The organism is Opitutus sp. (assembly GCA_024998815.1).
Classification (GTDB): Bacteria; Verrucomicrobiota; Verrucomicrobiia; order Opitutales; family Opitutaceae; genus Rariglobus.
In genome coordinates this window covers 1,057,200-1,082,444 of record JACEUQ010000002.1, presented here as the reverse complement: position 1 = coordinate 1,082,444, position 25,245 = coordinate 1,057,200, and the positions used below count along the sequence as shown (strand labels likewise).

Sequence of the window (25,245 nt, the reverse complement as noted above, 5' to 3'; positions counted from 1 at the left end):
TAGGGTAACTGTACTCAGGCTGGTCGCTTAAGGGACTGGTTTTCGGATTTTTGTATTCAGGGGTTGGATTAAAAAAACAGCCCAATCGGGGTGTGGTTTTTTCAGGCAAAAATAAGCGCTAAAGTTTTGATGGTTTAGGCCGATATTACCTCTCATAGGCGGTAGTTGAAATTTGGTTAAACAGGGCCGATTTTGTAACCAACCGTTTGTTATTAACCTATGAATACGCGCACCAAAAAAACCAACAAAGCGGCCCTGGTTGATCTTCACTGGTCGCATCTGGGTATCCCTCACCGCGTTACGGCCTGGCCCGAGGCTTATTTGGAACGGAATGAGGATACCCACTGGGATTCCACTGAAGCAGGTGAGGATGAACTCGCCTCGGGAATGGTGGAGGTCGATGCAAGTTCGTGGCAGCAGTACCTCGAATATATGCCGACCCCCGAGCGCACCTTTGTTCAACGGTTCAATTACGGACGGCTTGCGGCCCTGGTGATGGTGGCACGTGGACCTCAATTACTTGCGGATTTGGATGAAAATCCAGCGCTGGTGCCTTTTTTGGCGGCCCACGCCAGTTTACGCGGTATGACCTGTTCGCATTGGGCTGAAGTCGCCGCAGTCCATGAACGCGGGGGTATTTATGCGGTGCTGGAGTGGTTGGGGCTGCCTGCCAGTCGTGAGACCTTTTTGATTTTGCACAACATGAGCGATCCCGATGTTCCTCGGCGTTTGTTGGAGCCGTTAAGAATGCTTTTGTGGCACCCCATGGCTCGTTTCATACTTCAGCGCACCCCGCATCTGACCGATCGTCAGTTGTCTCATTATTGCCAAGAACTTGCAGCCTAAGTGGCTGCGATTTTTTTGGTTCCTCGAGGTTTCCAGTGGTTCGCGAGGTAGAAACCAAACCTTCGGCAGGTATCACAGAGGGCACGGAGCCCAGCCCACAGAGTCCAGACATGGGGGGCCTTGACGCCTTCGACTATTCAAAATCAGTCGCACATCCTTGGGTCGCATGGTTTGCCAACTCTTTGTTCATCGACAATCTGATTTCGATGTCGACGTTTGGTTGTCGTTCGACAACTCCCTCCGGATAAAGGGTTAGCTGGCTTTTTTATGGACTTATCGACAATTTCGGTGGGTCGCCCTCAATCCATTGGCCACAAAAAAAACAAATGACACAAAGACGAAGGCATCGATCGGCGGTCGTCTGGTGTCTGATCGGTTTCGGACTCAAACCGTTAACCACTGATGTGCCTTGTCCGTCTCAGCCGACCCGCTGAAACTGTCTAGGAACCATTTCTGGGCACGGAATCCGTGTTTCTTTAGCGTCCATTAGCGTTCATTAGCGGTTAAAAAACAGTTCGTTTGTATTTCTTTGAGTGCGAAATGGTGTTACTCCCGCGTATTCGGGGAGTGTTTAAGCTTTTAGGCGTTTTTTTTATGTGATTTTGTGGTTTATTTAATATATTGATTTATAGTGTTTTAAGTTAAATTTGTCGTGGATTTTTACGCCTTTTCGCGATTATTTTTAAAAATAATTCAACTGCGCGCTAAAGTTTCCGCCGAAAGCGTCGTTATTATAGGCATCTGAGGGAAACCCCTCAGCTGGATCGGCCCGAATCCTTCTTCGGCCCGTCGCCCTACGGACAGGGTCGTTTAATCAAGGAAGAAAACATCATGTCTGTCGTCATTAACACCAATTACGCGGCTACGGTCGCTTCGAATAACTTAGCCACGTCCAATAGCATGCTGCAGAAGAGCCTTAACCGGCTTTCTAGCGGCTCGAAGATCGTTTCCCCTTCTGACGATGCGGGCGGTCTTGCTGTATCCATGAAGCTCAGCGCCACGGCCAAGCGCCAGGGTGCGGTCAACAACAACATCGGCAACGCGGTTTCCCTCCTGCAGACCCAGGACGGCGCGCTGAAAGTCACTGGCAGCGTCCTGGCCCGCATCAGCGAGCTGAAGGTGCTCAACAGCGATGTGACCAAGAGCACGAGCGACAAGGATAACTATAACACCGAATTTATGTCCCTGCGGGCTCAGTTGACTGCGCTCACCAGCGAGAAGTTCAACGGCATCAGCCTGTTCGGCACCAGCACCATGTCGATCGCCACCACCGAGGACGCATCGACCTCCTCCGCCGTGACGGTTGCCGCCCGCGATTTGTCCAGCACTTCAGGTGGCATCGGCGCCATCGCCACCACCGCCACCAGCTTGACCGGCCTGCTGCTGACCGATGTGACCACCGCCCTGGAAAATGTCGCCAACATGCGCGCTTCCAACGGCGCCGAGCAAAGCCGCCTGGGCTTCGCCTCCGAACTGTTGACGATCAACAAGGCCAACCTCGAGGCCGCCACCAGTCGGATCACCGATGTGGATGTGGCTCAAGAATCTACCAATCTCGCCCGGTGGAACACGCTGGTCTCGGCAGGCACCTCGATGCTCTCGCAGGCCAATCAAAGCGCGCAGACCGCGCTCAAGCTGCTACAGGGCTAATCGTAACCACCGCGTCCGCCGCCTTCGCCTCAGGCGCGGGCGGGCCGACGGGGGGATAAAGCGGTGGGTTTCCCACCTGGCCGGTTGCCTCGGGCGGCTCCTCCGCCCTGCACTTTATAAATCCCAACAAAAGGGGCGCTGCCCCTGCATAGCCTGATCCGGACCGCTCCGGATCCGTGACGACACCGGATGTCGTGTAAAAATATCAAGGAAAGATACTCCCATGGCTGTTGTATTAAATACCAACTACTCGGCGACGATGGCGGCCAACAACCTGGCCACGTCGAGTTCGATGTTACAAAAGAGCCTCAACCGGCTCTCCAGCGGTTCAAAAATAGTAAACCCCTCCGACGACGCCGGCGGTCTGGCCGTCGCAATGAAACTCAGCGCCACCGCCAAACGCCAGGGCGCGGTTAATAATAACATCGGCAACGCCGTTTCATTACTCCAAACCCAGGACGGCGCCCTTAAGGTGGCCGGCAATATATTGGCCCGCATCAGCGAGCTGAGAACACTCAATGATGACGTGACCAAGAGCACGGGGGACCGGGCCAATTATAATACAGAGTTCGCCGCCCTGCAGTTGCAGCTCACCGCGATCACCTCGGAAAAGTTCAACGGGGTGTCCATGTTCGGCACCGCCTCAAACATGACGGTCAATGGAACCGAGGATGGTTCAACCGGCAGTCAGATTGCCATCGTAACCCGTGATTTGGGTCACACCAGCACCGGTGTGGGGGCGGTCACGGCAGCCGCTTCTCTCAGTGCAATTACATCGGTTACAACGATTAACACTGCCTTGGAAAATGTGGCCAACATGCGGGCCGCGAACGGCGCCGAGCTCAGCCGGCTCGGGTTCGCCTCGGAACTTTTGATTATCAACAAGGCCAACCTGGAGGCCGCCACCAGCCGCATTACCGATGTGGACGTGGCCCAGGAATCCACCCAGTTGGCAAGATGGAATACGATGGTCTCGGCGGGCACCTCGATGCTCTCGCAGGCCAACCAGAGTGCGCAGACCGCACTCAAGCTGTTGCAGTAATTTTTTATAAAGTAGCGCAGGCTTCCAGCCTGCTGGTTTGTAAATTCGGGCAGACTGGAAGTCTGCGCTACTATAACGCCCCCTCGCGTTCAGCGATGAGCGCACCCCCTTTATATTAGATATTCCAAGGCCTGATCAGGACCCCTCCTGATCCGTGGCGACGACGGATGTCGCGGTTATAAATCAAGGAAAGATACTCCCATGTCTGTTGTATTAAATACCAACTATTCAGCGACGATGGCGGCCAACAATCTGGCCTCCTCCAGTTCCATGCTGCAAAAGAGCCTCAACCGGCTCTCGAGCGGATCCAAAATCGTAAACCCCTCTGACGACGCCGGCGGTCTGGCCGTCTCGATGAAACTCAGCGCCACATCCAAACGCCAGGGCGCGGTTAATAATAACATCGGCAACGCGGTTTCGCTCCTGCAAACGCAGGATGGCGGACTGAAGGTGGCCGGCAATATTCTGGCCCGCATCAGCGAGCTGCGCACCCTCAATGACGACGTCACCAAGAGCACTGGCGACAAGGCAAATTATAATACCGAGTTTTTGGCCCTGCAGAGCCAGTTGACCGCGATTGCCTCGGAGAAGTTCAACGGAGTGGCGCTGTTTGGCACCAGTTCCGCGCAAACGGTCAATGCCACCGAGGATGGCGCGACTAGCAGCCAGATTTCACTGGCATCACGTGATTTGACGCATACGAGCTCGGGTGTGGGGGCGGTCACCGCAGCGACTTCGCTCGGCGCCATCAGCTCGATTTCGACGATTACCACCGCGCTGGAAAACGTGGCTAACATGCGAGCCACCAACGGCGCCGAGCAAAGCCGGCTCAGTTTTGCTTCGGAATTATTGACCATCAACAAGGCCAACCTGGAGGCCGCCACCAGCCGCATTACCGATGTGGACGTGGCAGCGGAATCCACCCAGTTGGCGCGTTGGAATACGATGGTCTCTGCGGGCACCTCGATGCTCTCGCAGGCCAACCAGAGTGCGCAGACGGCACTCAAGTTGTTGCAATAATAAATGAGTATAGGCGCGGGGCCACCCCGGTGGACCCGCTTTCCGTCCCTTTTTCATAACGGCCTGATCGGGGCCTCTCCCGATCCGTGGCGACTCCGGAAGTCGTATAACAAAATCAAGGAAAGATACTCCCATGTCAGTCGTACTTAATACCAATCAGACGGCCACTATGGCCTCGAACAACCTGGCGGCTTCAAGTTCGATGCTGCAAAAGAGCCTGAACCGGCTCTCCAGCGGTTCCAAAATTGTCAATCCCTCGGACGACGCCGGTGGTCTTGCCGTGTCGATGAAACTCAGCGCTACGTCCAAGCGCCAGGGCGCGGTTAATAACAATATAGGCAATGCGGTGTCACTGCTGCAGACCCAGGACGGCGCCCTGAAAGTCACCGGCAAGATCCTGGACCGCATCAGCGAGCTGCGCACGCTCAACGATGACGTCACCAAGAGCACCAGCGACAAGGCAAATTATAATACCGAGTTCCTCGCGTTGAAGAGCCAGTTGACGGCGATCACCTCGGAGAAGTTCAACGGTATTGCGCTGTTCGGAAGCAGCACCAGCACGGTGTATGCGACCGAGGATGCCAGCACCAGCACCCAGATCACGGTCTCGGGGCGCGATTTGGGTAATACCACCAGCGGCGGCGTGGGTGCGATTACCACGGCGGCCTCGCTCAGTGCGATCACCTCGATTGATACGATTAAAACAGCGATCGAAAACGTGGCGACGATGCGCGCGACCAACGGCGCCGAACAGAGCCGGCTCGGCTTCGCCTCGGAGTTGTTGACTATAAACAAGGCGAACCTAGAGGCCGCGACGAGTCGGATAACCGACGTCGACGTGGCCGAGGAGTCCACCCAGTTGGCGCGCTGGAACACGATGGTCTCGGCGGGCACCTCGATGCTCACGCAGGCAAACCAGAGTGCACAGACCGCACTAAAGCTCCTGCAGTAATTAGATTATTTATATAATATAACGGCCGGCACGTAGCGCAGGCTTCCAGCCTGCAGGATTGAGTTACAAGAAGACAGGATGCCTGCGCCACTTGTCGACCGTTCCCTATATAAAATCCCTAAACCCAATTTCATCCCATTCCCAACGGACTAGGGATATCCACTTTAGGGCTTAAGCCCCGAACGGTTTGATCTGAGCCGCTCCTTTTCAGATTCGTGGCGACGACGGACGTCGCAATCAAAATCAAGGAAAGATACTACCATGTCAGTCGTACTAAATACCAATCAGACGGCCACTATAGCCTCCAACAACCTGGCGACCTCCAGTTCGATGCTGCAAAAGAGCCTCAACCGGCTCTCGAGCGGTTCGAAAATCGTCAACCCTTCCGACGACGCCGGCGGCCTTGCTGTGTCGATGAAACTCAGTGCCACGGCCAAGCGTCAGGGTGCTGTTAATAGTAACATCGGCAACGCCGTTTCATTGCTCCAAACCCAGGATGGTGCGCTTAAGGTGGCCGGCAAGATCCTGGACCGTATCAGCGAGCTGCGCACGCTCAACGATGACGTCACCAAGAGCACCGGCGACAAGGCCAACTACAACACCGAGTTTACGGCGTTGCAGAGTCAGCTCACGGCGATCACCTCGGAGAAATTCAACGGCGTGGCCTTGTTCGGCAGCACCACCAGCACGGTGTTCGCTACCGAGGACGCCAGCACCAGCACCCAGATCACGGTCTCGGGTCGCGATTTGGGCAACACCTCCAGCGGCGGGGTGGGGGCGATCACCTCGGCGGCCTCGCTCAGTGCAATCACCTCGATCGACACGGTGAAAACCGCGATCGAAAACGTGGCGACGATGCGTGCGTCCAACGGCGCCGAGCAAAGCCGGCTCGGCTTCGCCTCGGAACTGTTGACGGTGAATAAAGCCAACCTGGAGGCGGCGACGAGTCGGATCACCGACGTGGACGTGGCGGAGGAATCCACGCAGCTGGCGCGTTGGAATACGATGGTCTCGGCGGGCACATCGATGCTTTCGCAGGCCAACCAGAGTGCGCAGACCGCCCTGCGTCTGCTGCAGTAAGTTGGTTCGTTATATAACAGGATCGACCGAGAAGTAGCACAGGCTTCCAGCCTGCAGGTTTGAGGACGGAGCAGACTGGAAGTCTGCGCTACTTTCGGCCGTTTCATAATATAAAAACTCACACCCATTTCCTCCTGTTCCCATCGGAATCGGGATATCCACTTTAGGGCTTAAGCCCCGAACGGTTTGATCTGAGCCGCTCCTTTTCAGATTCGTGGCGACGACGGACGTCGCAATCAAAATCAAGGAAAGATACTACCATGTCAGTCGTACTAAATACCAATCAGACGGCCACTATAGCCTCCAACAACCTGGCGACCTCCAGTTCGATGCTGCAAAAGAGCCTCAACCGGCTCTCGAGCGGTTCGAAAATCGTCAACCCTTCCGACGACGCCGGCGGCCTTGCTGTGTCGATGAAACTCAGTGCCACGGCCAAGCGCCAGGGTGCTGTTAATAGTAACATCGGCAATGCGGTCTCACTGCTGCAAACTCAGGACGGCGCCCTCAAGGTTGCCGGTAAGATCCTCGATCGTATCAGCGAGCTGCGCACGCTCAATGATGACGTGACCAAGAGCACTGGTGATAAGGCTAACTATAACACCGAATTCGTGGCATTATCCAGTCAGTTGACGGCAATTGCCTCGGAGAAGTTTAACGGTGTAGCGATGTTCGGAACCAGCTCTGGTGCCACGGTCAACGCAACCGAAGACGCCTCCACTGCCAGCCAGATATCGATTTCGGCTCGTGACTTGACTAGCACCGCTACGGGTATGGGCGCGGTCACCGCAGCCACCGCGCTGAGTATGATCACGGCGATCTCCACGGTGACAGCCGCGATCGAAAACGTGGCCACCATGCGCGCCTCCAACGGTGCCGAACAAAGCCGTCTCGGCTTCGCCTCGGAACTGTTGACCGTCAACAAGGCCAATCTGGAGGCCGCGACCAGTCGGATCACCGACGTGGATGTGGCCGAGGAATCGACCCAGTTGGCGCGTTGGAATACGATGGTATCGGCGGGTACGTCGATGCTCTCGCAGGCCAATCAGAGTGCGCAGACCGCGTTGCGGCTCCTGCAGTAAGCCGGGTCGTTATATAGTAGGATACGCCGAAAAGTAGCGCAGGCTTCCAGCCTGCATGTTTGAGGACGGAGCAGACTGGAAGTCTGCGCTCTGGAGTTTGGCCTCTGACTAGTTGGCCCGGAGAAGGCCGTAGAGATAAATGGGGCGTCGGGCCCATGGGAAAAAGCGTGGCCATGAACGATGGTGTCGGACCATGAGCACCACCACCAAAGTTCAGCGCATCATCCGCAAAAACAGTGAGCAGTGGTATGTGACATTACCCGCTTCCATCGCCCAGACGATGGGGTTCGCCAAGTCGGAGGCCGTCGAGTGGACCGTCACCGACGCGCATCATTTGGTCCTCTCACGCAGTCTGGTCGCGCCCGTTATGCCGGTCACGCCCGAGCTGGTGGACGTAGGCGTTAAAAAAAAGTCCAGTTGGGTTTATCCGATCGGCTGGGACGACTTATGAAACGGGCTTGTGCTGCGGCTTGCGCCGCCCCCGAGTGCGCCCGGAGACTGCAGGGGCATCTCATGGCGGCACTGGTTTCACCGTGCCGGGGGACTCTTACCAACCTGATTTGTCTGTGCGGGCGTGCCCAGCAGGACTGGACGGCCGACTACCGGTTGTATTCGCGTGACCGGGTGAAGCCGGCGGGGCTTTTCCGCACGGTCCTCCATGAGCTTGAGGTAAACCTGCCGGCGCTTACCCCGTTGGTGGCCGCCATCGATGACACCCTGGTACGCAAAACCGGGGTCAAGATCGACGGCGTCGGCTGGAAACGCGATCCGCTCGGCCCCGCGTTCCAAACCAACCTGGTGCGCGGCCAGCGCTATGTGCAACTCTCTGCGGCCTGGCCTGGTTCCGACGGACACGCCCGGATGATTCCGGTGGATTTCACCCACGCGCCGACGCCGCCAAAGCCGGGTAAAAAAGCCACTACCGACGAGGTTCAGCAGTACACGGAGAAGAAAAAACAGCAGCGGCTTAATGTCGTCGCGCTCGCCCGCATCCAGCAGCTTCGCCAGGCGCTGCCAGACACGCGCAAACTGGTGGTCGCCGGCGATGGCAGTTACACCAATGCGGTCGTACTCAAGGGCCTGCCCGCCAAGACCGTTTATATCGGCCGGATCCGCCGGGACGCCGTGCTCAACGCCCTGCCTGGACCACCCGCGGCCACCGGTCGCCCGCCGGTCTATGGCGCGCCGGTCCAGACCCCGGAAGAGCTGCGCACCGACGACACCGTGGCCTGGCAAAGCGTCGAGGCTTATGCGGCCGGAAAAAAGCACACCTTTAAAATCAAGACCCTCGGGCCGGTGCTGTGGCGTAAAGCCGGGGCGACGCTCCCGTTGCAAGTCATGGTGATCGCCCCGGTGGGCTACCGATTGCGCGCAGGCTCGAAGCTGCTCTATCGCCAGCCTGCCTTCTTGGTTTGCACCGACCCGGATATGCCCGTGGGTGACCAACTCCAGTATTACCTCTGGCGTTGGGGCATCGAGGGAAACTTCCGGGATGAGAAAACCCTGATCGGCACCGGCCAGGCACAACTGCGCACCGCCGCCTCCAACCGCAACCAACCCGCCGCCACCGTCGCCGCCTATGCGCTGTTGTTAATCGCCGCCCTGCTCTTCGGCGATCCTGCGGGGCAAACCCCTGATCCGCCGCCGCATCTTCGCCCGCCCAAATGGCGCACGCACTCTTCGGGCGCCTCGCCTGCGACCAGTTCCACGGGGGACCTCTTGCGCACCCTGCGCAGCGAATGCTGGGCCGACCAGATCGCCCCAGAGAGTTTCTCCGACTTCACGTCGACCGACCCTCCCTCCACGAACTCATCAAAAGCGCCACCCTTCTTGGCTGAAGCACTCTTCCGCGCTGCGTAACCGGGCCTCCGGCCGCTTCGCATCCACCTGCTTTTGGGGCCAAACTCCAGGGAGCAGACTGGAAGTCTGCGCTACTTTCGCCTGTTCTATAATATATAAAACACACCTCATTTCGTCCCATTCCTATCAGAATCGGATTGCCAACTTGGAGTTTATACTCCGAACGGTTTGATCTGAGCCGCTCCCTTTCAGATTCGTGGCGACGACGGACGTCGCATTAATAATCAAGGAAAGATACTACCATGACAGTCGTACTTAATACTAATCAGACGGCCACAATGGCCTCCAACAACTTGGCGACCTCCAGTTCGATGCTGCAAAAGAGCCTGAACCGGCTCTCCAGCGGTTCGAAAATCGTCAATCCTTCGGACGACGCCGGCGGTCTGGCCGTGTCGATGAAACTCAGTGCCACGGCCAAGCGCCAGGGCGCGGTTAATAGTAACATCGGCAATGCCGTTTCATTACTGCAAACACAGGACGGCGCCCTTAAGGTGGCCGGCAAGATCCTCGACCGTATCAGCGAGCTGCGCACGCTCAATGATGACGTCACCAAGAGCACCGGTGACAAGGCTAACTACAATACCGAGTTCGTGGCGTTGAAGACCCAGTTGACCGCCATCACCTCGGAAAAGTTCAACGGGGTGGCCTTGTTCGGCACGGGCTCCAATACGGTGAACGCGACCGAGGATGCCAGCACCAGCAGTCAGATCACGCTGTCGGGAAGAGATTTAGGTTCTACTACCACGACTGTGGGCGTGGGTAACATTAGTGCTGCTGCTTCGCTCAGTGCGATCACCTCGATCGATATTGTGAAAACCGCGATTGAAAACGTGGCGACGATGCGCGCCTCAAACGGCGCCGAACAGAGCCGACTCTGCTTCGCCTCGGAGTTGTTGACAGTGAATAAAGCTAACCTGGAGGCGGCGACCAGTCGGATCACCGACGTGGATGTGGCCGAAGAGTCCACCCAGTTGGCGCGTTGGAATACGATGGTCTCGGCGGGCACCTCGATGTTGTCGCAGGCCAATCAGAGTGCGCAAACCGCGCTGCGGTTGCTTCAGTAATAACAGGATTCGTCCTGGCCGGGTTCAAAGCAACCCCGCCCGCATTATGCGGGTGGGGTTCTTTTTACTTTTATACGGGCGGGGGAGGGACGACCTCCGTGTCGTTCGAAGCGGTACCGAAGAAAAGGCGACGGGCGTGACAACGAGTAGGCGTAAGAGAACGAGACCGATTTTGGCCGACGCGGTAGCTTCCAGCTTAGAGCGCGGGCATCAAACCCACCGGGGGTGCAGCGCTGGCCGGCGGTGTCGCCGTGGGTGGCGATACGCGTTGAAGAATGGTTTCTATAGACGGGGCCACGCCTTTGAAGCCGGGCTCGGCTAGCAGGCCTTCCATTAACTTGCCCGCTGCGGCGTCACGTTCGGGGATGGTTTGCGCCGGGTTAACGGTTTCCCAGTCCGTGACTAAGCGGTTTCCTTCGAAAAAGTTGGCCAAGGGATAAATGGAGGCGAAATACCCCAGCTCCGTTTCCGCATGGGGCGTTTTGAGCAGGTAGTTTCTTAATTGTTCAACGTGCGCCGGATTCGAGGGATCCAGGCGGGCGAGTAACGAGGCGCGCCAGTTGGGTTGGTCGGCCAAAAAGCGCGGGTCGGCCGCGAAGGCGTCGAGAATCGCGTCAGGCGTGCGCAACATGATGCGGTCAAGGGCGATAAAGGTCGTGCGGCTGAGCACGTCATTGGCGAGCTGGGTGCTTTGGTTGGCGAGGAGCGCGCGGACGAGATCGGCGTTGGCCACCGCTACGGCCACGTCAAAGGATTCGAGGTAGCCGGGGGTGGGTTGCGCCGAGAGCGCGGGGTCGGTGAGCAGGGCGAGGACGGACTGCCGAATCAGGGCGGTCTGCGCGCCGTCGGGGTTGAGCCAGGCGAGGTTGCGCAGGGCCAGCGCGTATTCTTCGGGGCCGGGTTTCGCGGCAAGCAGGTCCTGACTGTAGCCGAGGCTGGCCACGGGGTCGGTTTGGCCGAGCAAATCGAGCAAAGCGGTGCGCAACGTGGGAGCTTCGTCCATCACTCCCTCGGCACCGACCACAAAGCCCAGCCGCGTGGGGGCGTCGGCTCCGCTATCGAGCCAGGCAATGAGGGTGGCGGCGGCCACATCGGGCGGCAGGGCGTGGATGCTGGCTTTAAGGGCTTTGAGGCGGGCTAGGAGCGCGGTGCGCTCGATGGGACCTTTTTTGAGGTCGGCCAAGAGTGTGCCGATGACCGCGTAAACGGCCGGGTCGGGTGGGGGCAGGGCGATTTCCCGGCGCGCGGCGGTGGGCGTGGATGCAGGTGAGTTAACTGCAGCAGGGGAGTCGGCAGGAGTGGGTGCAAAGGCCGGATTCTCGGTTGCCGTCGCAACCGACGCCGTGGGTGCGGTCGGGGTGGGGGCGAGGGCAAAAAAAAGACCCAGCGCCACCGCTCCTATCATCAGACCGAGGGTGATGAGGGGGAGTCGGCGGCGCTGGGGTTTCATGAATATGATTCAGCGTGAGGCGAACGCTGGGGGCGAACTTAACCGGGTTGAAAAGTAGCGCAGACTTCCAGTCTGCTCGGGTGGATAAAAGCAGGCTGGAAGCCTGCGCTACTTTTTTCGAATTGGACGTAGCCTGCTTAGAGCTTGGTGATCGTGAGCGCGGTGGAGTTGAAGGTGGACGGGTTGCCCTTGACCACGTCGCGCATGAACAGGCCCCAGGTGCCGACACAGGCGGAACCGGCGAAGGTGGTCGTGAGGTTGGCGTTGGTCAGCACCACGTTGGAGGTTTTGTTCGCGGTACTGTTTTGGCGGATGATCGCGACGCGGCCGTTGGGGGAGCGTAGGAAGACGTCGAGGTCGCCGGCGACCTTGGCGGTGATGTTCAGGCTGAGCGTCACAGTTTTAACGGTGCCGGACAGGGTGGTTACCGGCAGGTTCAGCAGTGAATAGGCCGTGTTACCATCGGGAATCGCGTACTTGCCGTTGTAACTCAGGGTGACGCTCACGGGTCCCTTGGGGGCGGGCGCGGGTGCGGATGGGGTCGAGGGGGTTGACGGCGTGGCTGGGGCGGTACCGGTGACGCCGATGGCGCTCAGGGCGGACTGGGCCATGGTTTCGGCCGTGGCGGTGAGCGCGTAAACGCCGGCGGCGTTGGTGGCGCCGGAGGTGAGCACACCGGCGATTTTTTGCGTGCCGTTGTCGGCGACAAACACCGGGCCGCCGCTGTTGCCGCCACCGGTGGAAACTCCTGAAATGTTCAGGTACGTCGGGTAAACACTAAACATGGCCGCTGTGAAGGGGCCGGTGTAATACTGGAAGGCGCCGCCGGCCGCCCCGGTGAAATCGATCTTGGCGGGGTAGCCGACGATGAGTTTGGAGGTGCCGGCGGTGAGCAGCTTGGACGCACCGTCGACGTAGGTGGGCAGCGGGGTACCGAAAGTGTTGGTGGCGTCGTAACCGACGATGAAGTCCTGGCTAAACGCGAGGTTACCGGTCGGGCCTTGGTAGTCGGCGTACTTTTTGTAGCCGCGCACCGCTTTCATCTGCGAGAGCGCGGGGATCGAACTCGAATTCCATGCGCGCAGGAAATACAGCTCCGAGGCCCACACGCCGTTGGAGGCGATCATGTGGCCGCACGAGTAGATGAGTTGCCCATGGCGGGCGACCGCACCGCTGCCCCGGTAGTAACCGGTGCCGATCTTGGAAACCACAATACCGGTGGACTGGGATGCCGGGGTGGCGAGTTGGGTCGCAGTCTCGGCGATGGGGTGAATTTGGCCGAACGCGGCTGGGGTTAAGGCAAGTCCGGCGAGGAGGGGGAAAACAACGGAACGGGTAAGGTGACAAGGGGCGGGGGTAAGGGGCTTCGTCATGGGGCTTGTGATGAGCGAAAGCGGGATGTTTTCAACCCCGTTCAGGCCGTATCGGGAATCAACCCTAGATGAACGGGGTGATCGCCTAGGGCAGTAACGGGAAAATCATAGCCATACCGGAATCGGATTTTTAGCCGCAAAAGAACGCAAGGAGCGCAAAGAGGAGCCGGAATTGATCTGGTTTTTGCGTTCCTTACGTTCTTTTGCGGCCAAACGGCATTGGTTTTCTTTGAAACTTTAAACGTTTGTTTTGCCGGATGGTTGCGCCCGAAACGGCGTGGGCGACGGTGTGGTTAATGACCACCGGCTTCGCCGCGCACCGCGCTGTTACACGCGGAAGATCGCGCCTAGTTTTTTGCCCAGAATCACACTCAGGCCGACGATCGTCACTCCGAGAAAAACCATCGCCCACATGCCGAGGGCGCTGGCCATGAACTTGCCGTCTCCGAGTAGCTGAAACAGCTCTAAAATGGCTTTGGTGATCGGGTAAAACGCCTGCTTTTGCGCCAGGATCAGCGAGTCGCTCACTTCCAGCATGGCGAAGGCGAAGGCCAGCAGTCCGCCGGCGATCAGGTTGGCGGTGATAAGTGGCAGGGTGATGCGGAAAACCGCCTTGAGCGGGGGGCAGCCGAGGTTTTGCGCGGCTTCTTCGAGGGTTTCACTGGTCTGCTGAAATCCGGCGGCGGCCGAGCGCACCACGTAGGGCAACCGGCGCACCGAGTAGGCGATGATGAGCAAAATTGTCGGGTCGGCGATTGGGTTGAGGAAGGCGAAAAATTTGCCCTCCTGGCTCATCGCGAGGTAACCGAAGGCGAGCACCAGCCCGGGCACGGCCAGCGGGAGCATAGCGAGGGCGTCGAGCACTTGGCGGCCGGCCAATTTCGAGCGCACCACCACGTAGGCGATCGCGATGCCCAAAACCAGGTCGACGAGCGTGGACAGGCTGGCGAATTTGAGGGAGTTGGCGATGGCGGGAACGGTGAGCGGGTGGCCGAGGGCGAGCTCGAAGTTGGCCAACGTGAGGTGCTGCGGAAACACGCTCGCGTACCAGTCGCTGGCGAAGGCCACCAGCACCACGCCCAGGTGCGGCAGCACCGCCAAAAACGTCACTCCGGCAAACGCCGCCGTGCAGCCCCAGGCGGCCAGGCGGGGCAGCTCTCGCGGGCCACCCGAACTGGTGGCCTTGGCCATCATCGCGTGCTGTTGGCGGCCAAAAAGGCCTTTGCCCACAATGTAGATGACGGTGGTGCTCACCAGCATCACCGTGACCAGGGCGTAGGGCGCGGGACTGCCGCCGAGGTCTTTGAGGCCGTAAAAAATCTGCACGGCGATCACCCTCGGGTAGTCAAAAATCAGCGGCACTCCCAGTTCGGTGAACGCCCAGATGAACACGATGGTGCCGCCGGCGAACAGGCCGGATTGGATCAGCGGAAGGGTGATCTTGAAAAAACGCCGCCAGCCGGTGCAGCCGAGGTTTTGCGCGGCCTCTTCCATGGCCGGGTCGATGTTGGCGAGGGCGGCGGTGGCGTTGAGGTAAATGATGGGGTAGAGCGACAGGGCGTTGACCACCGCGATGCCCCAAAACGGGCTGGCCGCAAACCAGTCGTAGGTCCAGCCGGCGGGGCGCAGGCCGAGTTCGAGGATCAGGGCGTTGAGCGCGCCGTACTGCCCAAAAATCTGTTTGATGCCGATCGCGCCCACGAAGGGCGGCAGGATCATCGGTAGGAGCACGACCGATCCGAGCAGGTTTTTAAGCGGGAAGCGGAAGCGGTCGCTCAAAAACGCGAGCGGCAGGGCGATGAGGAAGGTCAGGGTGGTGGAGGCGCAGGCGAGCAGGAAGGAGTTGCCCAAGCCGCGCAGGTAGACCGGGTCGGAGAGCAGCGCGCCGATGTAGGCAAGCGTGAGGTGGCCGTCGGCATCGATGAAGCCGCCCTTGAGGATTTGGCACAGGGGCCAGACGAAGAAGGCGGCGAAGAAAACCGCAGTGACCGCAAAGACGATACGGGCAAACGACTGGGACATCGGCGCGCAGTGTGTTCGCCGCGCGCAAGGCCGGGCAAGGGGGAAGTGGGCGGCGGGGCTTGGCGCCGGGCTAGAGCCTCCTCGAAAAGCCTTTCGCAACGGGCGTATTCCCGCCCCGGCCGGCCACTGGGGGCGCAAACAGCCCTGAACGAACTCGGTTTACGTGTTCACGAAGGGGCGGCGGCCTAAAAACAGCCCCGGCCCCATCACCAAGGTCGCTTTTCCAACGGCGAAGTCCACGGCGGTTCGCTCCGGGGCTTTTGCACCGAACTAATTGAACCGATTTGGGTTAGCCGCGACGAGCGAAGCGACTCAGGCCGCCAAGGGCAGCGGCTTTTCCTGAGACTTCCTCGCGCGCACCAAAATCATCCGGTCAAAGTTGTGCGCGAGGATCTTCAGGGTCAGTTCGCTGCGCACCGCCGCCAACCCGCGACGACCCGGCCGGCCGAACCCGTGGTTGAACTTGAGCGTAAACATCAGCGACTCGATCGCGCTGCGCTCGGCGCGAAGCGTGATATAATCCTGGTGGTTCCACAGTTCCTCGCCGAGCAAGGCGCGCCCCTTGGCGCCGGAGATGCTCACCTTGGCCACCTTCAGCTCGTATGCCTGCGCCAGCCCTTCGGCGCTGGAGTAGCCGTCGTCGACGTTCGCGCTCGCCGGCACCAGGCCCGTGTTGGCGATATTCTGGATCAGCAGGGGCACCAGTTGCTTGCAATCAGCCGCGTTGCCCGCGTCGAGAATCAGCGCGGTGACAAAACCGCCGCGGCTGCGGGCCAATTGCGGCTTGTAGCCAATCACCGGTTCCCGCCCGCCTTTTTCAATAAAAGCAGCACTGCGATCGGCCAGGCTGAGGACCCTTTCCCTCGACTTGGTCTTCACCCCATCATGCACCCGCGCAATGCTTTGCTGGATCGTCGTAATCACCGCGACCACGTCCCCGTGGATGCAGTCCAGTAGGTCTTCCGCGATCCGGCGCTTGGAGGGCCGCAGCTTGGCCAGTTTAACATTTGCTTCGGCCTCTGCGGCTTCTACTTGGGTGAGCAACTTGCCGCCCAACTTGCAGGCGATTTGGTAAAACTGGTCGTAGAGCAGCCGGAGTTTTTGGGCTCGGCGGGGACCACCACCCAGCAGGGCGATGGCGCGGGCGCTCTTTCGCAACTCCTCCAGCCAGTGGTCTTTGAAGCCATCCTGCAGCGAGTTAAGCCCGACCTGGTCGAGCTTGCCGCCCATGCGGTAGGCTCGCTCAAAGAGGCGGTAAATGATACCGGAGTCTGTTGGCCAGCAACTGGATGCCTTGATCGCCGTGCTGTCCAGGGTGATATCGGTAAACGAATCGAGCCCTTCGGCCAAAATATCGGCCAATTGGGCCCGGTGGATCAGGGCGAGAGTACTCTCACTCAGGCGATTTATCAGGGGGCCAACGGTATTAGGTGCAGGCAGCGTGTACCCCAAATCATCGAGCAAGGTGCGCAACGATGCCGATTCAAGCAGCACCATCCGGGGGCAGGCACTGTATTGCGACCCCAAGTAACCGGTGGCCATGGCCGTGATAAAAACCACAACAGCGGGGGTGCGCGGACGCCCTGCGGCGAGGAACTCGGCTTGCGTTTTTTCCGCCGTGCCTGACGCCGGCACGGCGAACAACGCCTCGGTCTGCGCCAGTTCGAACTCCCGGTCCTTCCGCCGTTCGCGCTTTTCCGCCATGGCGTGGGCGTCGAGATCGGCGGTCATGGCCACTTCGATTTCGGGGTGGGACCGCCAAAAGCGCTGTAATTGCAGTAAGAAATCACCAAAATCACTGCGCGCCGGGGTTGAAAAGAAGTCGCCGGAGGGATAAACGATCGATTCGTTACTTGATAATTTAACGCCGCTACTTATTTTGTTTCCTGTTTTCATGCAGTATAATACGGCACTTTTACAGTAAACTTAAATCACATAAGTTGTTTTTACTAGAAAAAACCAAAAACCTTTTCGAGGAGGCTCCAGCTAGGGATGAGCGCATAAAACCGCTTTTTTTGAGAAAAACCAAGGTATTGCGGCCGCCAACAACGCTTCCTTATTTCGCGCCAGCGGCGACTATTTATGCCTCGGCGCCTGTGATGATTTTGTGATCAGCGAGGATTTTTTGGTGATGCGGTGGCCGCCCTGGAAACCCGTCGCGACGTGCCGCTATATTATGGGATTTGTCGGATATATCAGGCGGAAACCCGGAAGTTGACGGGCGGCATGGGCACGGCGGAGGTGGAAGGGTGTAATGCGCCTGAGCAGTGTGCCCGCGGGTTTTTGCGTTACCGGTCGATTATAACCGGTACGAGCACGGTGTTCCGCGCGACCACGTATTACGAAGCGGGAGGCAAAGAAATGGACAAGCTGCTGCCCGTATTAGGGCCGCAAGTGGACTATTGTATTACTCATCGAATGGCGTTTGAAGGCGGTGCTATATATAAAGCAAAACCCTACACTTGCATGCGGGTGTTTGACGCGAATAGTAATTTTTCCGGTAAGCCCCATTTATGGCGTTACACCGAACGGCTGACGCGAATGGAAGCCATGTTACGCGCCACCGGCATGGACTATGTCGGAATCGAGGCGGATTGGGAGTATTGGCGCGCAGCCAATACATTGGACACCATCAAAAAGAGCGGCGTGATTCGGTTCTAATATCATTCACGTTTCGATTTTAGGCGTTAACCTAAATCCGGCAGTTGAAATTAACCACGGATTGCACAGATTGCACGGATTGAGTAGAGTAGAGAGAGCCGCGCGTCGGTAACCCGTCAGCGCGACCCTCCCCCTCGTCAAACCGTGCAAGCGGTTTTCCCGCACACGGCTTACCGAGTCCCCATTCTTTCGGTTTGGTTTCAGCGGAGTTCATTGCTTCCAAGCCGCCGTAAGCGGCCAGTGCCATAGTTTGTATTGACCATGCAAACGGTCGTCGGTGAAGAACTCGAAGAGTCCGTGGGTGCGGCTATACTTTCGCCACAGCCACCGCCGCAACCGGTTGCGCACAAAAGCCTGCTGGTTACTAAACACGTGCGTGCTGTTGCCGTAATGAAACGCCGTCGCCCAACCGCGAGTGATTTGGTTGACCTTGCGGACCACCGCCACCGCCGGTTGGTTGCGCGTTCGCACATCTAGCTCCATCCGCACTTTGTCGCGTAACTTGGCCAGACTTTTCGCACTGGGTTCCACGTGCGGATACCTTCGTTTGCTCTTCATGCCTTGCCGCCATGCGACGGAAAAACCGAGGAACTCAAAGCCTTCCTTTCGTGTATCCACCAGTCGGGTTTTCTCTTCGTTGAGCTTTAACTTACGTGCCTCCAGCCACCGTTTCAGTCGCGTTTGCAGCCCCGCCCCTTGACCCGGTTTGCACAGGATCAGGAGGTCGTCGGCGTAACGCACCATCGTCGGCTTTTGTTCGCACTTCTCATTCACCGCATGATCGAGGTCGTTGAGGTAGAGGTTCGCCAGCAGAGGCGATATAACTCCGCCTTGTGGCGTGCCACACCGGTTCGCGCTCACCTTGCGGCACCCCGTGTCCCGGTCCTCTTCCACGATGGGTGCGCGCAGCCACGTTTTTATTAAACGCAACACGCTCCCATCGCTCACCCGTTTGGCCACCAATTGCAGGAGTTCGCGGTGCGGGATCATATCGAAGTAGCTCGATAAATCCGCGTCCACCACCTCCACCTTTCCGCTCAGCATGGCTTCCTTGACCTTATCCATCGCCTGATGGGTCCGACGTTTCGGCCGGTAGGCGTAGGAATGGTCATGGAAGTCCGCCTCTAGGATTGGCTGCAACACGATCACCGCCGCGCTTTGGTTCTTCACGGAATACTGTGGGTTAGGGCTGGGGGGAAATTAGGCTCGAGGTCGAGTTTACCACAAAAGAAAAGAATACGGGTGCGATAGTTTTCGAACTTACGGAAGCCACGAGCATCGGCTTTAATTGCTTGGATTTTTGAATTAAAACCCTCGGTGAGTGCATTCGAAATACGGTGCTTAAAGTAAGTCAGTAATCCGGCCAGATGGGCTTTTAGTGACTTTGCTACTTTTTTGACTCTGGGCAGGCGGCTACTCATAACCGAGCGATACCACAGCTGGAAGAAAGTATTACCCGCATCGGCGTTGGGTTGTCCCCAAAACTCGACCAGCTGCTCTTTATAAGCCCATGCCTTGGCCGTACGAAGATTGGACTCCAGCAGCGCCTCGAAGTGCTCTTTGCGGTCATCAGGAACGATGCCATGCAGCCAAAGAAAGCGAGTGCGTTTTAAGATGTCATCGCCTTTGGCAGCGAGTTCAGCGGCCTCATCCCGGCGGGTATGATCGACCGCCTCGTTCATAGGCTTTGAAACATGAAAGCGGTCGTGAACGATGTCAGCGTTGGGCGCGGCCTGGTGGGTGGCGGCGATGAAGGATGCACCCATGTCCATCGCGACGGCTTCAATCCCGTCAATTTGCTCCTTTGATAATGATGCCCAAAGCTTTAACCCACTCCCTGTATCCCGGCCTGGAACCACGTCCAGTACCCGCCGACCGGTGAGATCGGTCATCAATGAAACGTAGCTTTGACCGCGCAAAAAACTCTTTTCGTCTAAGCCAACTCGGGTGATGCCGTCGAGGTTTCGCCGCGCCAAGCCTCGCTCAACAGCCTGATCGATTATACGTTGTACACTATCCCAATGAAGTCCCAGCAACTCGGCGGCTTGGCTTAGCGATCGGCTAGAGGCGATCACGGCCACGGCAAAGCTTTCAAAAAGCGAGGTGAACCGCGAGCCTGGTTCGGCCCACGGCACGTGCATCGTTTTAACACCATGCTCCTCGCAATCGCAGCGGGGCACCGCGCACCGCAGTTCGAGTCGATATTGCATCACATCACGGTGACGCCAACTCCGCTCCTTCATTCGGTCGTAAATAGGCATCAACTGACCGCACACTGGGCACGGCACCTTGGCCCCGTCTGGCCATCGTAACCAGACCGTCACGTTTAGTCCGAGAATGTCTTCCTCCACTTTGGTTACTTCCCACGGTTCCGGCAGCAACAGCAACCGCCGGTAATGTTCATGTGCGCTTATGCTCATCTTTACTTTTTAGCTGCTTTTATGCCCGAACCCACAACAAAACGGGAAGAACCCGCGCTTTGCACCACCCGGTCTTTCACCGTAGGGATGCCCAGCGCACGACGTTTGGTCCTGGCCTGATCCTTCCATATATAGACGCGCAGGACCGGACTGGGTCGGTAGGTTTTCGTTCGCATTTCCTCCGCCAGCGCAAGCAGCCATGCCGCCCGATAGGCTTCGTTCTTTGCGAGCGTTTCCACCTCGAACCCGTCCACTCCCGGCACGCCGTCATTGGCGATCACCTGATCGAGCGCATCCGACAGAATGTCCTGCCGATACAGCTCTCCATACAAACTATAGAACCGCCAATGCGGCTCCGCTTTTGCTTTCCGATATAGCACACGTTGCAGCTTCCGAACCTTCGGTGACGTTTTTATCCAGAGTTCATCACCCCAGCCATCGTCGGGTCCTTTGCCGCTCTGTGATGCGTGGGAACAAGTGCCCTCCCTTCGCTCCCCGGCGGTTTTAATGTCCGCTAGATCATCACTACTATGGAGGTCTCCGACTCCTGCCACGGCCCGTCCGGCCTTACGAGGTTTTGCCGCGCTTGTGCCGGTGGTTGAGGCATCGCAAGACGCCCCACCGCCGCAGGTCTCACCACTTAACCTAACGACCTTTCCCACCCCGCCGCCCCCGCTGACTCCGCCGACGTGTTGATCGGAAATCAACGATTTAGGTCCTACGTCTTTGCGAGACTGCCTTTTCCGATCCTTGCAGGCTTCACCGTTCAGGTAGCGGCTGGACTCGTCGGTTGTTTCGGTAACGGAGCTCATTGGATGGGGTTCACCTTCGTTGCGGCTGACTGGTTCGGGCACACGGTCGTGCTTTCCGGCGAGGCCTCGCGGCCTGCGTCCGTGACCGGGCCCTTCGACCGCGAATCGTTAAATTCGGTCGAACAGACTTTCACTGTTATGGTTGTTAGTTTCATGGTCGCACACCCGAACGCCGAAGTTTTAACCACGGAATTCACAGATGAGCACAGATAACAGAGTGTTACTGAATTTGAAGACAGGATGAAAAAAAGGGGATCAAGCTGAGTCCGTTTACCTCCTAAGGGATTGTATCTGTGCAATCTGTGTAATCTGTGGTTGGTTTTAACTTCGGAATTCAGATTGAAATGTTTGCATATTACTACGCGCTAAAATGCAACTCGCCCCTGTGGTGTTCATGAGGAGGGTTTAATGCATTGGTAATCTGTGTATTCCGTGCAATCTGTGGTTCTAATGCTTTTTCTCGGTTCAAAACTCAGGCCTTGCCGAGGGCGACTTTGAGGATGCGGGCCAGGTCGCCTACGCGGTAGGGTTTTGTCAGATACGCCGCAAAGCCCATAGCATGGCAGCGGCGGATCATCTCCTCGCTGTCGTAACCGCTGTTGGCAATGGCTCGGACCTCGGGATGCAGCACCCGGATTTGTTTGAAACACTCCTCGCCGCCCATGCCGCCGATGATATTAAGGTCTAAAATGACGGCGTCGTACGGGCGGCCGATATTCAGGTAGCGACGATAAAAGGTGAGGGCGTCCTCGCCCGTGCGTACGACGTCGTAGGTGTAGTCGAGGCTGGCCAGCATGGCCCCCGTCAGTTCGCCGATCTTGGGGTCGTCATCAAGGAAGAGGATGCGTCCGGTGCCAAACCGCAGCGAAGGAACGGTGCGGGCAACCGCTACGACGGGTCGTTCGGCGCGGGGAAAATAGAGGCTGAACGTCGTGCCGGTGCCCACGGTAGAGGCAACCGTGATCTGGCCCCCTTGTTGGTGCACGATTGAGCGCACGGTAGACAACCCCAGGCCCGTGCCGTGTTTCTTGGTGGTGTAGTAGGAGTCGAAAATCTTTTCCAGGTTCTCCGCTGGGATGCCACTGCCGTTGTCCTGTACCTCGAATTGCACGTAATCGCCGGCAGGCAGAGGCGGCACTGCGTTGGCTTCGAGGCGCACCTCGATGGCGAGCAATTGTACCCGGCCTTTACCCAAATCGGGCATGGCTTGCAGTGCGTTGATGATCAGGTTCTGGAAAACCTGAATGATTTGCCCGCGATCCACTAGGATCGGGGCAACCGCCTCAGCCACATTGACCGAAACCAGGGCGTTGCTGCCCGGGGTGGAAATGCGCACCGCGTCGGCCAAAATGTCGCCGGGGGCGACGATCTGCTGTTCGCTCGCGTTGCCGCCCTTGGCCACGGTGAGCAACTGGCGGGTGAGCGTCTTGGCCGCAAGACAGGCGCTCTCGGCGTCCGCCAGTTTGGTGTAATCGCGGTTGTCTTTTGCGGTGGAAATACCGCCGAGAATCGTGGTGAGTAGGTTGTTGAAATCGTGCGAGATGCCGCTGGCTAACTGGCCGAGGGATTCGAACCGGTTGGCGCGGATGCGCTCCTCGGGGCTGAGCGTCATCGCCTCGGGGTCGCGGAAAACCACGACCACGCCCTCGATTCCTCCTGCGGGTGAGGTGACCTGGCGCGGGCTCCAAGTGATGCCGCGGGGTGTCCCTCCCGTGGCGGCGACCAGTGCGTGTTCGGCGTGGAGTCGTGGCGCGGCGCCGGCGGCGAGCACCAGATCGATTGCGCTGTCGTCGGGGCGAGCGTTGTCGGCTCGCACCAGTTTGAACACCTCGTTGAGCTTAACCGCACGCGCCGCCCTCGATGACCAGCCGGTTAACTGGCTGGCGTTGGAATTCAGGTAGATGACCTGCCCGTGTGCATCGGCGACGATGACGGCCTCGTTGAGCGTATCGAGCACGCCGTTGATCAATGCCTCCGATAGCCGATTCGTGTTGGCCGGGAGCGTTTGGATGAAGCCGATCACCCGGTTGAGCGTGCGTTTGCGCGACCACTGGCGGTGCACGCCGAGCACAGCAGGGATTTGGCGTCCGTCGGCCATGCGCAGTTCGAGCGCGAGGGAGGCGTAGGGCTCGCCGGTGGAGAAGCTGGCGAAAAACAACTCCAGTCCCGACTCCATCGCGTGGGCGGGCAATGCCTGTAAAAGCATTTCGAGTGCGGGGGAAGCTGCGCGGCCTTCGCTGATAAGCGCGGTACAGGCCGGGGAAAACCAGTGCTTGCTGCTGGAGAAATCGAGGTCGAACAGCGCAAGCCCTGCGGTATCGGAAAGTCGCGCGATGCGGTCTTCGCTGGTCAGGCCGATCTCTTCGATTTCTTTGCGTTCATGGATGTCGGCATTCAGGCCGAGCACGCGGATCAGGCTGCGGTCGGGGCCGAAAAGTTGGATGCCCGAAGAGTGCACCCAGATGTAGTGGCCGAGGCGGTGGCGCAGCCGGCATTCAAAACTGAATTCGCGGTGGTTGGTGAGCGGGGGCTTCGCGACCTGGTCGGGCAGGGCGGAGGTGTCGTCGGGGTGGATCAACGCGCGCCATGCCTCGTGCGTTTGTGGTAACGCATCGGTTTCATAGCCGAGCATTCGCTTCCACGCCGGCGAGCTGACGAGCCGACCGGTTTGCAGGTCGAGGTCGAAGAAGCCAAAGGGGCCGAGGGCGGCCAGAAGCCCCGCGCTCTCCACGGCTGGCGCGTTTCCAATCACGTGCTGGGCAGGGGTGGGCTGGGCGGCGGGTTGGGCGGCGGGCTGAGCGGCGGTTAACACCGGAACCGTTGCGTGTGCTGCAGGACGTGCGTCAGCCGTGGCGGGCGGCTGTGCCTCGATGCGGGCAAAATAAACGGTGTCGGGGCCGTGGGCGGCTTGCAGCTCGATGACCACGGGTACGGCGGCGACCGGTTCGAAGGGTTGGGCCAGCAGTCGCAGCGGACGTGCCAGAGCGGTGGCGATGAGCACCTCCCAGTGCGAAGTTCGCAAGCCGGCAGAGTGGACCGAAACGTCGAAGGCGAAGAGGCTGACCACGGGCTGGCCGGCGAGGTCGGCGGGCTGAGTTTGCCAAAGCTTACCGGCGAAATCATTGGCGGCTCGAACCGTACCGCTGGCGTCGAGTACCAGCAGCGCAAGTTCAGTCGGTTGAGGGGTAGAGACGGGGGTATTCACAAAACTACCGGCAAACGTGAGGGGCTGGGCGCTGATTGCACGCACCGTTTATCGGCACACGGGCTAATGGCGGGGTTTAAAGCGGTCTGAGCCGAGTGACCCGCAGCCGAAGCAGCCACGCGGTGGATTCCAATTTTCAGCAAACAAAAGGCGTTTTAGCCGAAAACGGCTCAGTGACGGAGATCGGCACCAAGGGTGGTGCTGATCCGATCCATTACTTGGCGTTACTGGCAATTTTAAAGGGGGCGGTCGAGTATTGAATCGATGCTGCGCCACCGTGGCTGGAGGAAGGCGTCGAACGGCGGGCGACGCGCCAGCTCTCGCGGTGCTTACGAATCCAGTCGAGCAGGGCGCGTTCAAAACCGATGTCGTGTCCAAGACGTTCGGACTCCAGCCATTTATGGCGGAGAACCTCTTCTCGCTCAGCTAGAAACTCTTGATACAGAATCGATTGCTTAACGAACTCACGTGAGGAGGAGTCGGTTGTATTTGGCTGGGATTGATTCATGGCGACCATGGCGAGGGATGGAGTCGGTCAACTAGCTAACACTACTTGTTAAAATCGGCTCTGAATGGATTCCCTTAAGCATAAAAGAGTGCGAAGGCCTAAATAATTTGATTGAAAGGGAGCGTCTCGTTTGTGGTTCGGGCTGACAATAGTTCGGGAAAAATAGGCCGAGCCTACGGCGTGTCAATTGAGAGGAATCAA

The 25,245-nt window shown here is 58.5% G+C and carries 20 protein-coding genes; 11 read left to right on the top strand and 9 right to left on the bottom strand.

The features are described 5' to 3' along the window. Positions 1 to 219 precede the first annotated feature (219 nt). The 10 genes from H2170_12490 to H2170_12445 all read left to right on the top strand — a co-directional run bounded on the left by H2170_12490 (position 220) and on the right by H2170_12445 (position 10,593). Positions 220 to 846: a hypothetical protein gene (locus H2170_12490; GenBank protein MCS6300896.1), complete on the top strand. Its 627-nt coding sequence runs from the start codon at positions 220 to 222 to the stop codon at positions 844 to 846. A gap of 831 nt (positions 847 to 1,677) precedes the next feature. After that, the gene (locus H2170_12485) at positions 1,678 to 2,496 is read left to right on the top strand and encodes a flagellin (protein MCS6300895.1); all 819 of its coding nucleotides are present in this window, start codon (positions 1,678 to 1,680) and stop codon (positions 2,494 to 2,496) included. 223 nt (positions 2,497 to 2,719) lie between these two features. After that, on the top strand, positions 2,720 to 3,538 hold the full coding sequence (locus tag H2170_12480; GenBank protein ID MCS6300894.1) for a flagellin: 819 nt from the start codon (positions 2,720 to 2,722) through the stop codon (positions 3,536 to 3,538). 201 nt (positions 3,539 to 3,739) lie between these two features. Next, positions 3,740 to 4,558, top strand: a complete 819-nt coding sequence (locus H2170_12475) for a flagellin (GenBank protein MCS6300893.1) — start codon at positions 3,740 to 3,742, stop codon at positions 4,556 to 4,558. A 133-nt stretch (positions 4,559 to 4,691) separates the two neighbouring features. Then, positions 4,692 to 5,510, top strand: a complete 819-nt coding sequence (locus H2170_12470; protein ID MCS6300892.1) for a flagellin — start codon at positions 4,692 to 4,694, stop codon at positions 5,508 to 5,510. 261 nt (positions 5,511 to 5,771) lie between these two features. After that, positions 5,772 to 6,590: a flagellin gene (locus tag H2170_12465; protein MCS6300891.1), complete on the top strand. Its 819-nt coding sequence runs from the start codon at positions 5,772 to 5,774 to the stop codon at positions 6,588 to 6,590. A gap of 260 nt (positions 6,591 to 6,850) precedes the next feature. Next, positions 6,851 to 7,669: a flagellin gene (locus H2170_12460; protein ID MCS6300890.1), complete on the top strand. Its 819-nt coding sequence runs from the start codon at positions 6,851 to 6,853 to the stop codon at positions 7,667 to 7,669. A 193-nt stretch (positions 7,670 to 7,862) separates the two neighbouring features. Next, positions 7,863 to 8,120, top strand: coding sequence for a hypothetical protein (locus tag H2170_12455; protein ID MCS6300889.1), 258 nt, complete (start codon positions 7,863 to 7,865; stop codon positions 8,118 to 8,120). A 62-nt stretch (positions 8,121 to 8,182) separates the two neighbouring features. Further along, a complete protein-coding gene (locus tag H2170_12450) occupies positions 8,183 to 9,529 on the top strand; it encodes a transposase (GenBank protein MCS6300888.1) in 1,347 nt (448 codons plus the stop codon). A gap of 242 nt (positions 9,530 to 9,771) precedes the next feature. Continuing rightward, positions 9,772 to 10,593, top strand: a complete 822-nt coding sequence (locus H2170_12445) for a flagellin (GenBank protein MCS6300887.1) — start codon at positions 9,772 to 9,774, stop codon at positions 10,591 to 10,593. Between the two features lie 196 nt (positions 10,594 to 10,789). On the opposite strand, the gene H2170_12440 is transcribed toward H2170_12445, so the two are convergent. The 4 genes from H2170_12440 to H2170_12425 all read right to left on the bottom strand — a co-directional run bounded on the left by H2170_12440 (position 10,790) and on the right by H2170_12425 (position 17,334). Continuing rightward, positions 10,790 to 12,043 carry a hypothetical protein gene (locus H2170_12440; GenBank protein MCS6300886.1) on the bottom strand — a complete coding sequence of 418 codons (1,254 nt, stop codon included), beginning with the start codon at positions 12,041 to 12,043 and terminating at the stop codon, positions 10,790 to 10,792. 137 nt (positions 12,044 to 12,180) lie between these two features. Beyond that, positions 12,181 to 13,416, bottom strand: coding sequence for a proprotein convertase P-domain-containing protein (locus tag H2170_12435; protein MCS6300885.1), 1,236 nt, complete (start codon positions 13,414 to 13,416; stop codon positions 12,181 to 12,183). A 327-nt stretch (positions 13,417 to 13,743) separates the two neighbouring features. Beyond that, complete coding sequence (locus H2170_12430) at positions 13,744 to 15,438, bottom strand: iron ABC transporter permease (GenBank protein ID MCS6300884.1); 1,695 nt, start codon at positions 15,436 to 15,438, stop codon at positions 13,744 to 13,746. 312 nt (positions 15,439 to 15,750) lie between these two features. Beyond that, positions 15,751 to 17,334, bottom strand: coding sequence for a hypothetical protein (locus tag H2170_12425; GenBank protein MCS6300883.1), 1,584 nt, complete (start codon positions 17,332 to 17,334; stop codon positions 15,751 to 15,753). 240 nt (positions 17,335 to 17,574) lie between these two features. On the opposite strand from H2170_12425, the gene H2170_12420 reads away from it, so the two are divergent. Continuing rightward, positions 17,575 to 18,099, top strand: coding sequence for a hypothetical protein (locus H2170_12420; protein ID MCS6300882.1), 525 nt, complete (start codon positions 17,575 to 17,577; stop codon positions 18,097 to 18,099). Between the two features lie 210 nt (positions 18,100 to 18,309). On the opposite strand, the gene H2170_12415 is transcribed toward H2170_12420, so the two are convergent. From H2170_12415 to H2170_12395, 5 genes are all read right to left on the bottom strand, one after another. After that, entirely contained in the window at positions 18,310 to 19,269 is a 960-nt protein-coding gene (locus H2170_12415; protein MCS6300881.1) for a group II intron reverse transcriptase/maturase, read from the bottom strand. Next, on the bottom strand, positions 19,266 to 20,519 hold the full coding sequence (locus tag H2170_12410) for an ISL3 family transposase (protein MCS6300880.1): 1,254 nt from the start codon (positions 20,517 to 20,519) through the stop codon (positions 19,266 to 19,268). Before H2170_12410 ends, H2170_12415 begins: the two co-directional genes overlap by 4 nt. Positions 20,520 to 20,521: 2 nt before the next feature. Beyond that, positions 20,522 to 20,851 carry a hypothetical protein gene (locus H2170_12405; GenBank protein MCS6300879.1) on the bottom strand — a complete coding sequence of 110 codons (330 nt, stop codon included), beginning with the start codon at positions 20,849 to 20,851 and terminating at the stop codon, positions 20,522 to 20,524. Between the two features lie 952 nt (positions 20,852 to 21,803). After that, positions 21,804 to 24,536 (bottom strand): PAS domain-containing protein, encoded by a 2,733-nt coding sequence (locus H2170_12400; GenBank protein ID MCS6300878.1) that lies wholly within the window; start codon positions 24,534 to 24,536, stop codon positions 21,804 to 21,806. A gap of 214 nt (positions 24,537 to 24,750) precedes the next feature. Continuing rightward, complete coding sequence (locus H2170_12395) at positions 24,751 to 25,044, bottom strand: hypothetical protein (GenBank protein ID MCS6300877.1); 294 nt, start codon at positions 25,042 to 25,044, stop codon at positions 24,751 to 24,753. Positions 25,045 to 25,245 lie beyond the last annotated feature (201 nt).

Excerpts from the sequence above, each read along its gene's own strand:
- H2170_12490 (MCS6300896.1), top strand. The coding sequence starts at position 220 with ATGAATACGCGCACCAAAAAAACCAACAAAGCGGCCCTGGTTGATCTT.
- H2170_12485 (MCS6300895.1), top strand. The coding sequence starts at position 1,678 with ATGTCTGTCGTCATTAACACCAATTACGCGGCTACGGTCGCTTCGAAT.
- H2170_12480 (MCS6300894.1), top strand. The coding sequence starts at position 2,720 with ATGGCTGTTGTATTAAATACCAACTACTCGGCGACGATGGCGGCCAAC.
- H2170_12475 (MCS6300893.1), top strand. The coding sequence starts at position 3,740 with ATGTCTGTTGTATTAAATACCAACTATTCAGCGACGATGGCGGCCAAC.
- H2170_12470 (MCS6300892.1), top strand. The coding sequence starts at position 4,692 with ATGTCAGTCGTACTTAATACCAATCAGACGGCCACTATGGCCTCGAAC.
- H2170_12465 (MCS6300891.1), top strand. The coding sequence starts at position 5,772 with ATGTCAGTCGTACTAAATACCAATCAGACGGCCACTATAGCCTCCAAC.
- H2170_12460 (MCS6300890.1), top strand. The coding sequence starts at position 6,851 with ATGTCAGTCGTACTAAATACCAATCAGACGGCCACTATAGCCTCCAAC.
- H2170_12455 (MCS6300889.1), top strand. The coding sequence starts at position 7,863 with ATGAGCACCACCACCAAAGTTCAGCGCATCATCCGCAAAAACAGTGAG.
- H2170_12450 (MCS6300888.1), top strand. The coding sequence starts at position 8,183 with ATGGCGGCACTGGTTTCACCGTGCCGGGGGACTCTTACCAACCTGATT.
- H2170_12445 (MCS6300887.1), top strand. The coding sequence starts at position 9,772 with ATGACAGTCGTACTTAATACTAATCAGACGGCCACAATGGCCTCCAAC.
- H2170_12440 (MCS6300886.1), bottom strand. The coding sequence starts at position 12,043 with ATGAAACCCCAGCGCCGCCGACTCCCCCTCATCACCCTCGGTCTGATG.
- H2170_12435 (MCS6300885.1), bottom strand. The coding sequence starts at position 13,416 with ATGACGAAGCCCCTTACCCCCGCCCCTTGTCACCTTACCCGTTCCGTT.
- H2170_12430 (MCS6300884.1), bottom strand. The coding sequence starts at position 15,438 with ATGTCCCAGTCGTTTGCCCGTATCGTCTTTGCGGTCACTGCGGTTTTC.
- H2170_12425 (MCS6300883.1), bottom strand. The coding sequence starts at position 17,334 with ATGAAAACAGGAAACAAAATAAGTAGCGGCGTTAAATTATCAAGTAAC.
- H2170_12410 (MCS6300880.1), bottom strand. The coding sequence starts at position 20,519 with ATGAGCATAAGCGCACATGAACATTACCGGCGGTTGCTGTTGCTGCCG.
- H2170_12395 (MCS6300877.1), bottom strand. The coding sequence starts at position 25,044 with ATGAATCAATCCCAGCCAAATACAACCGACTCCTCCTCACGTGAGTTC.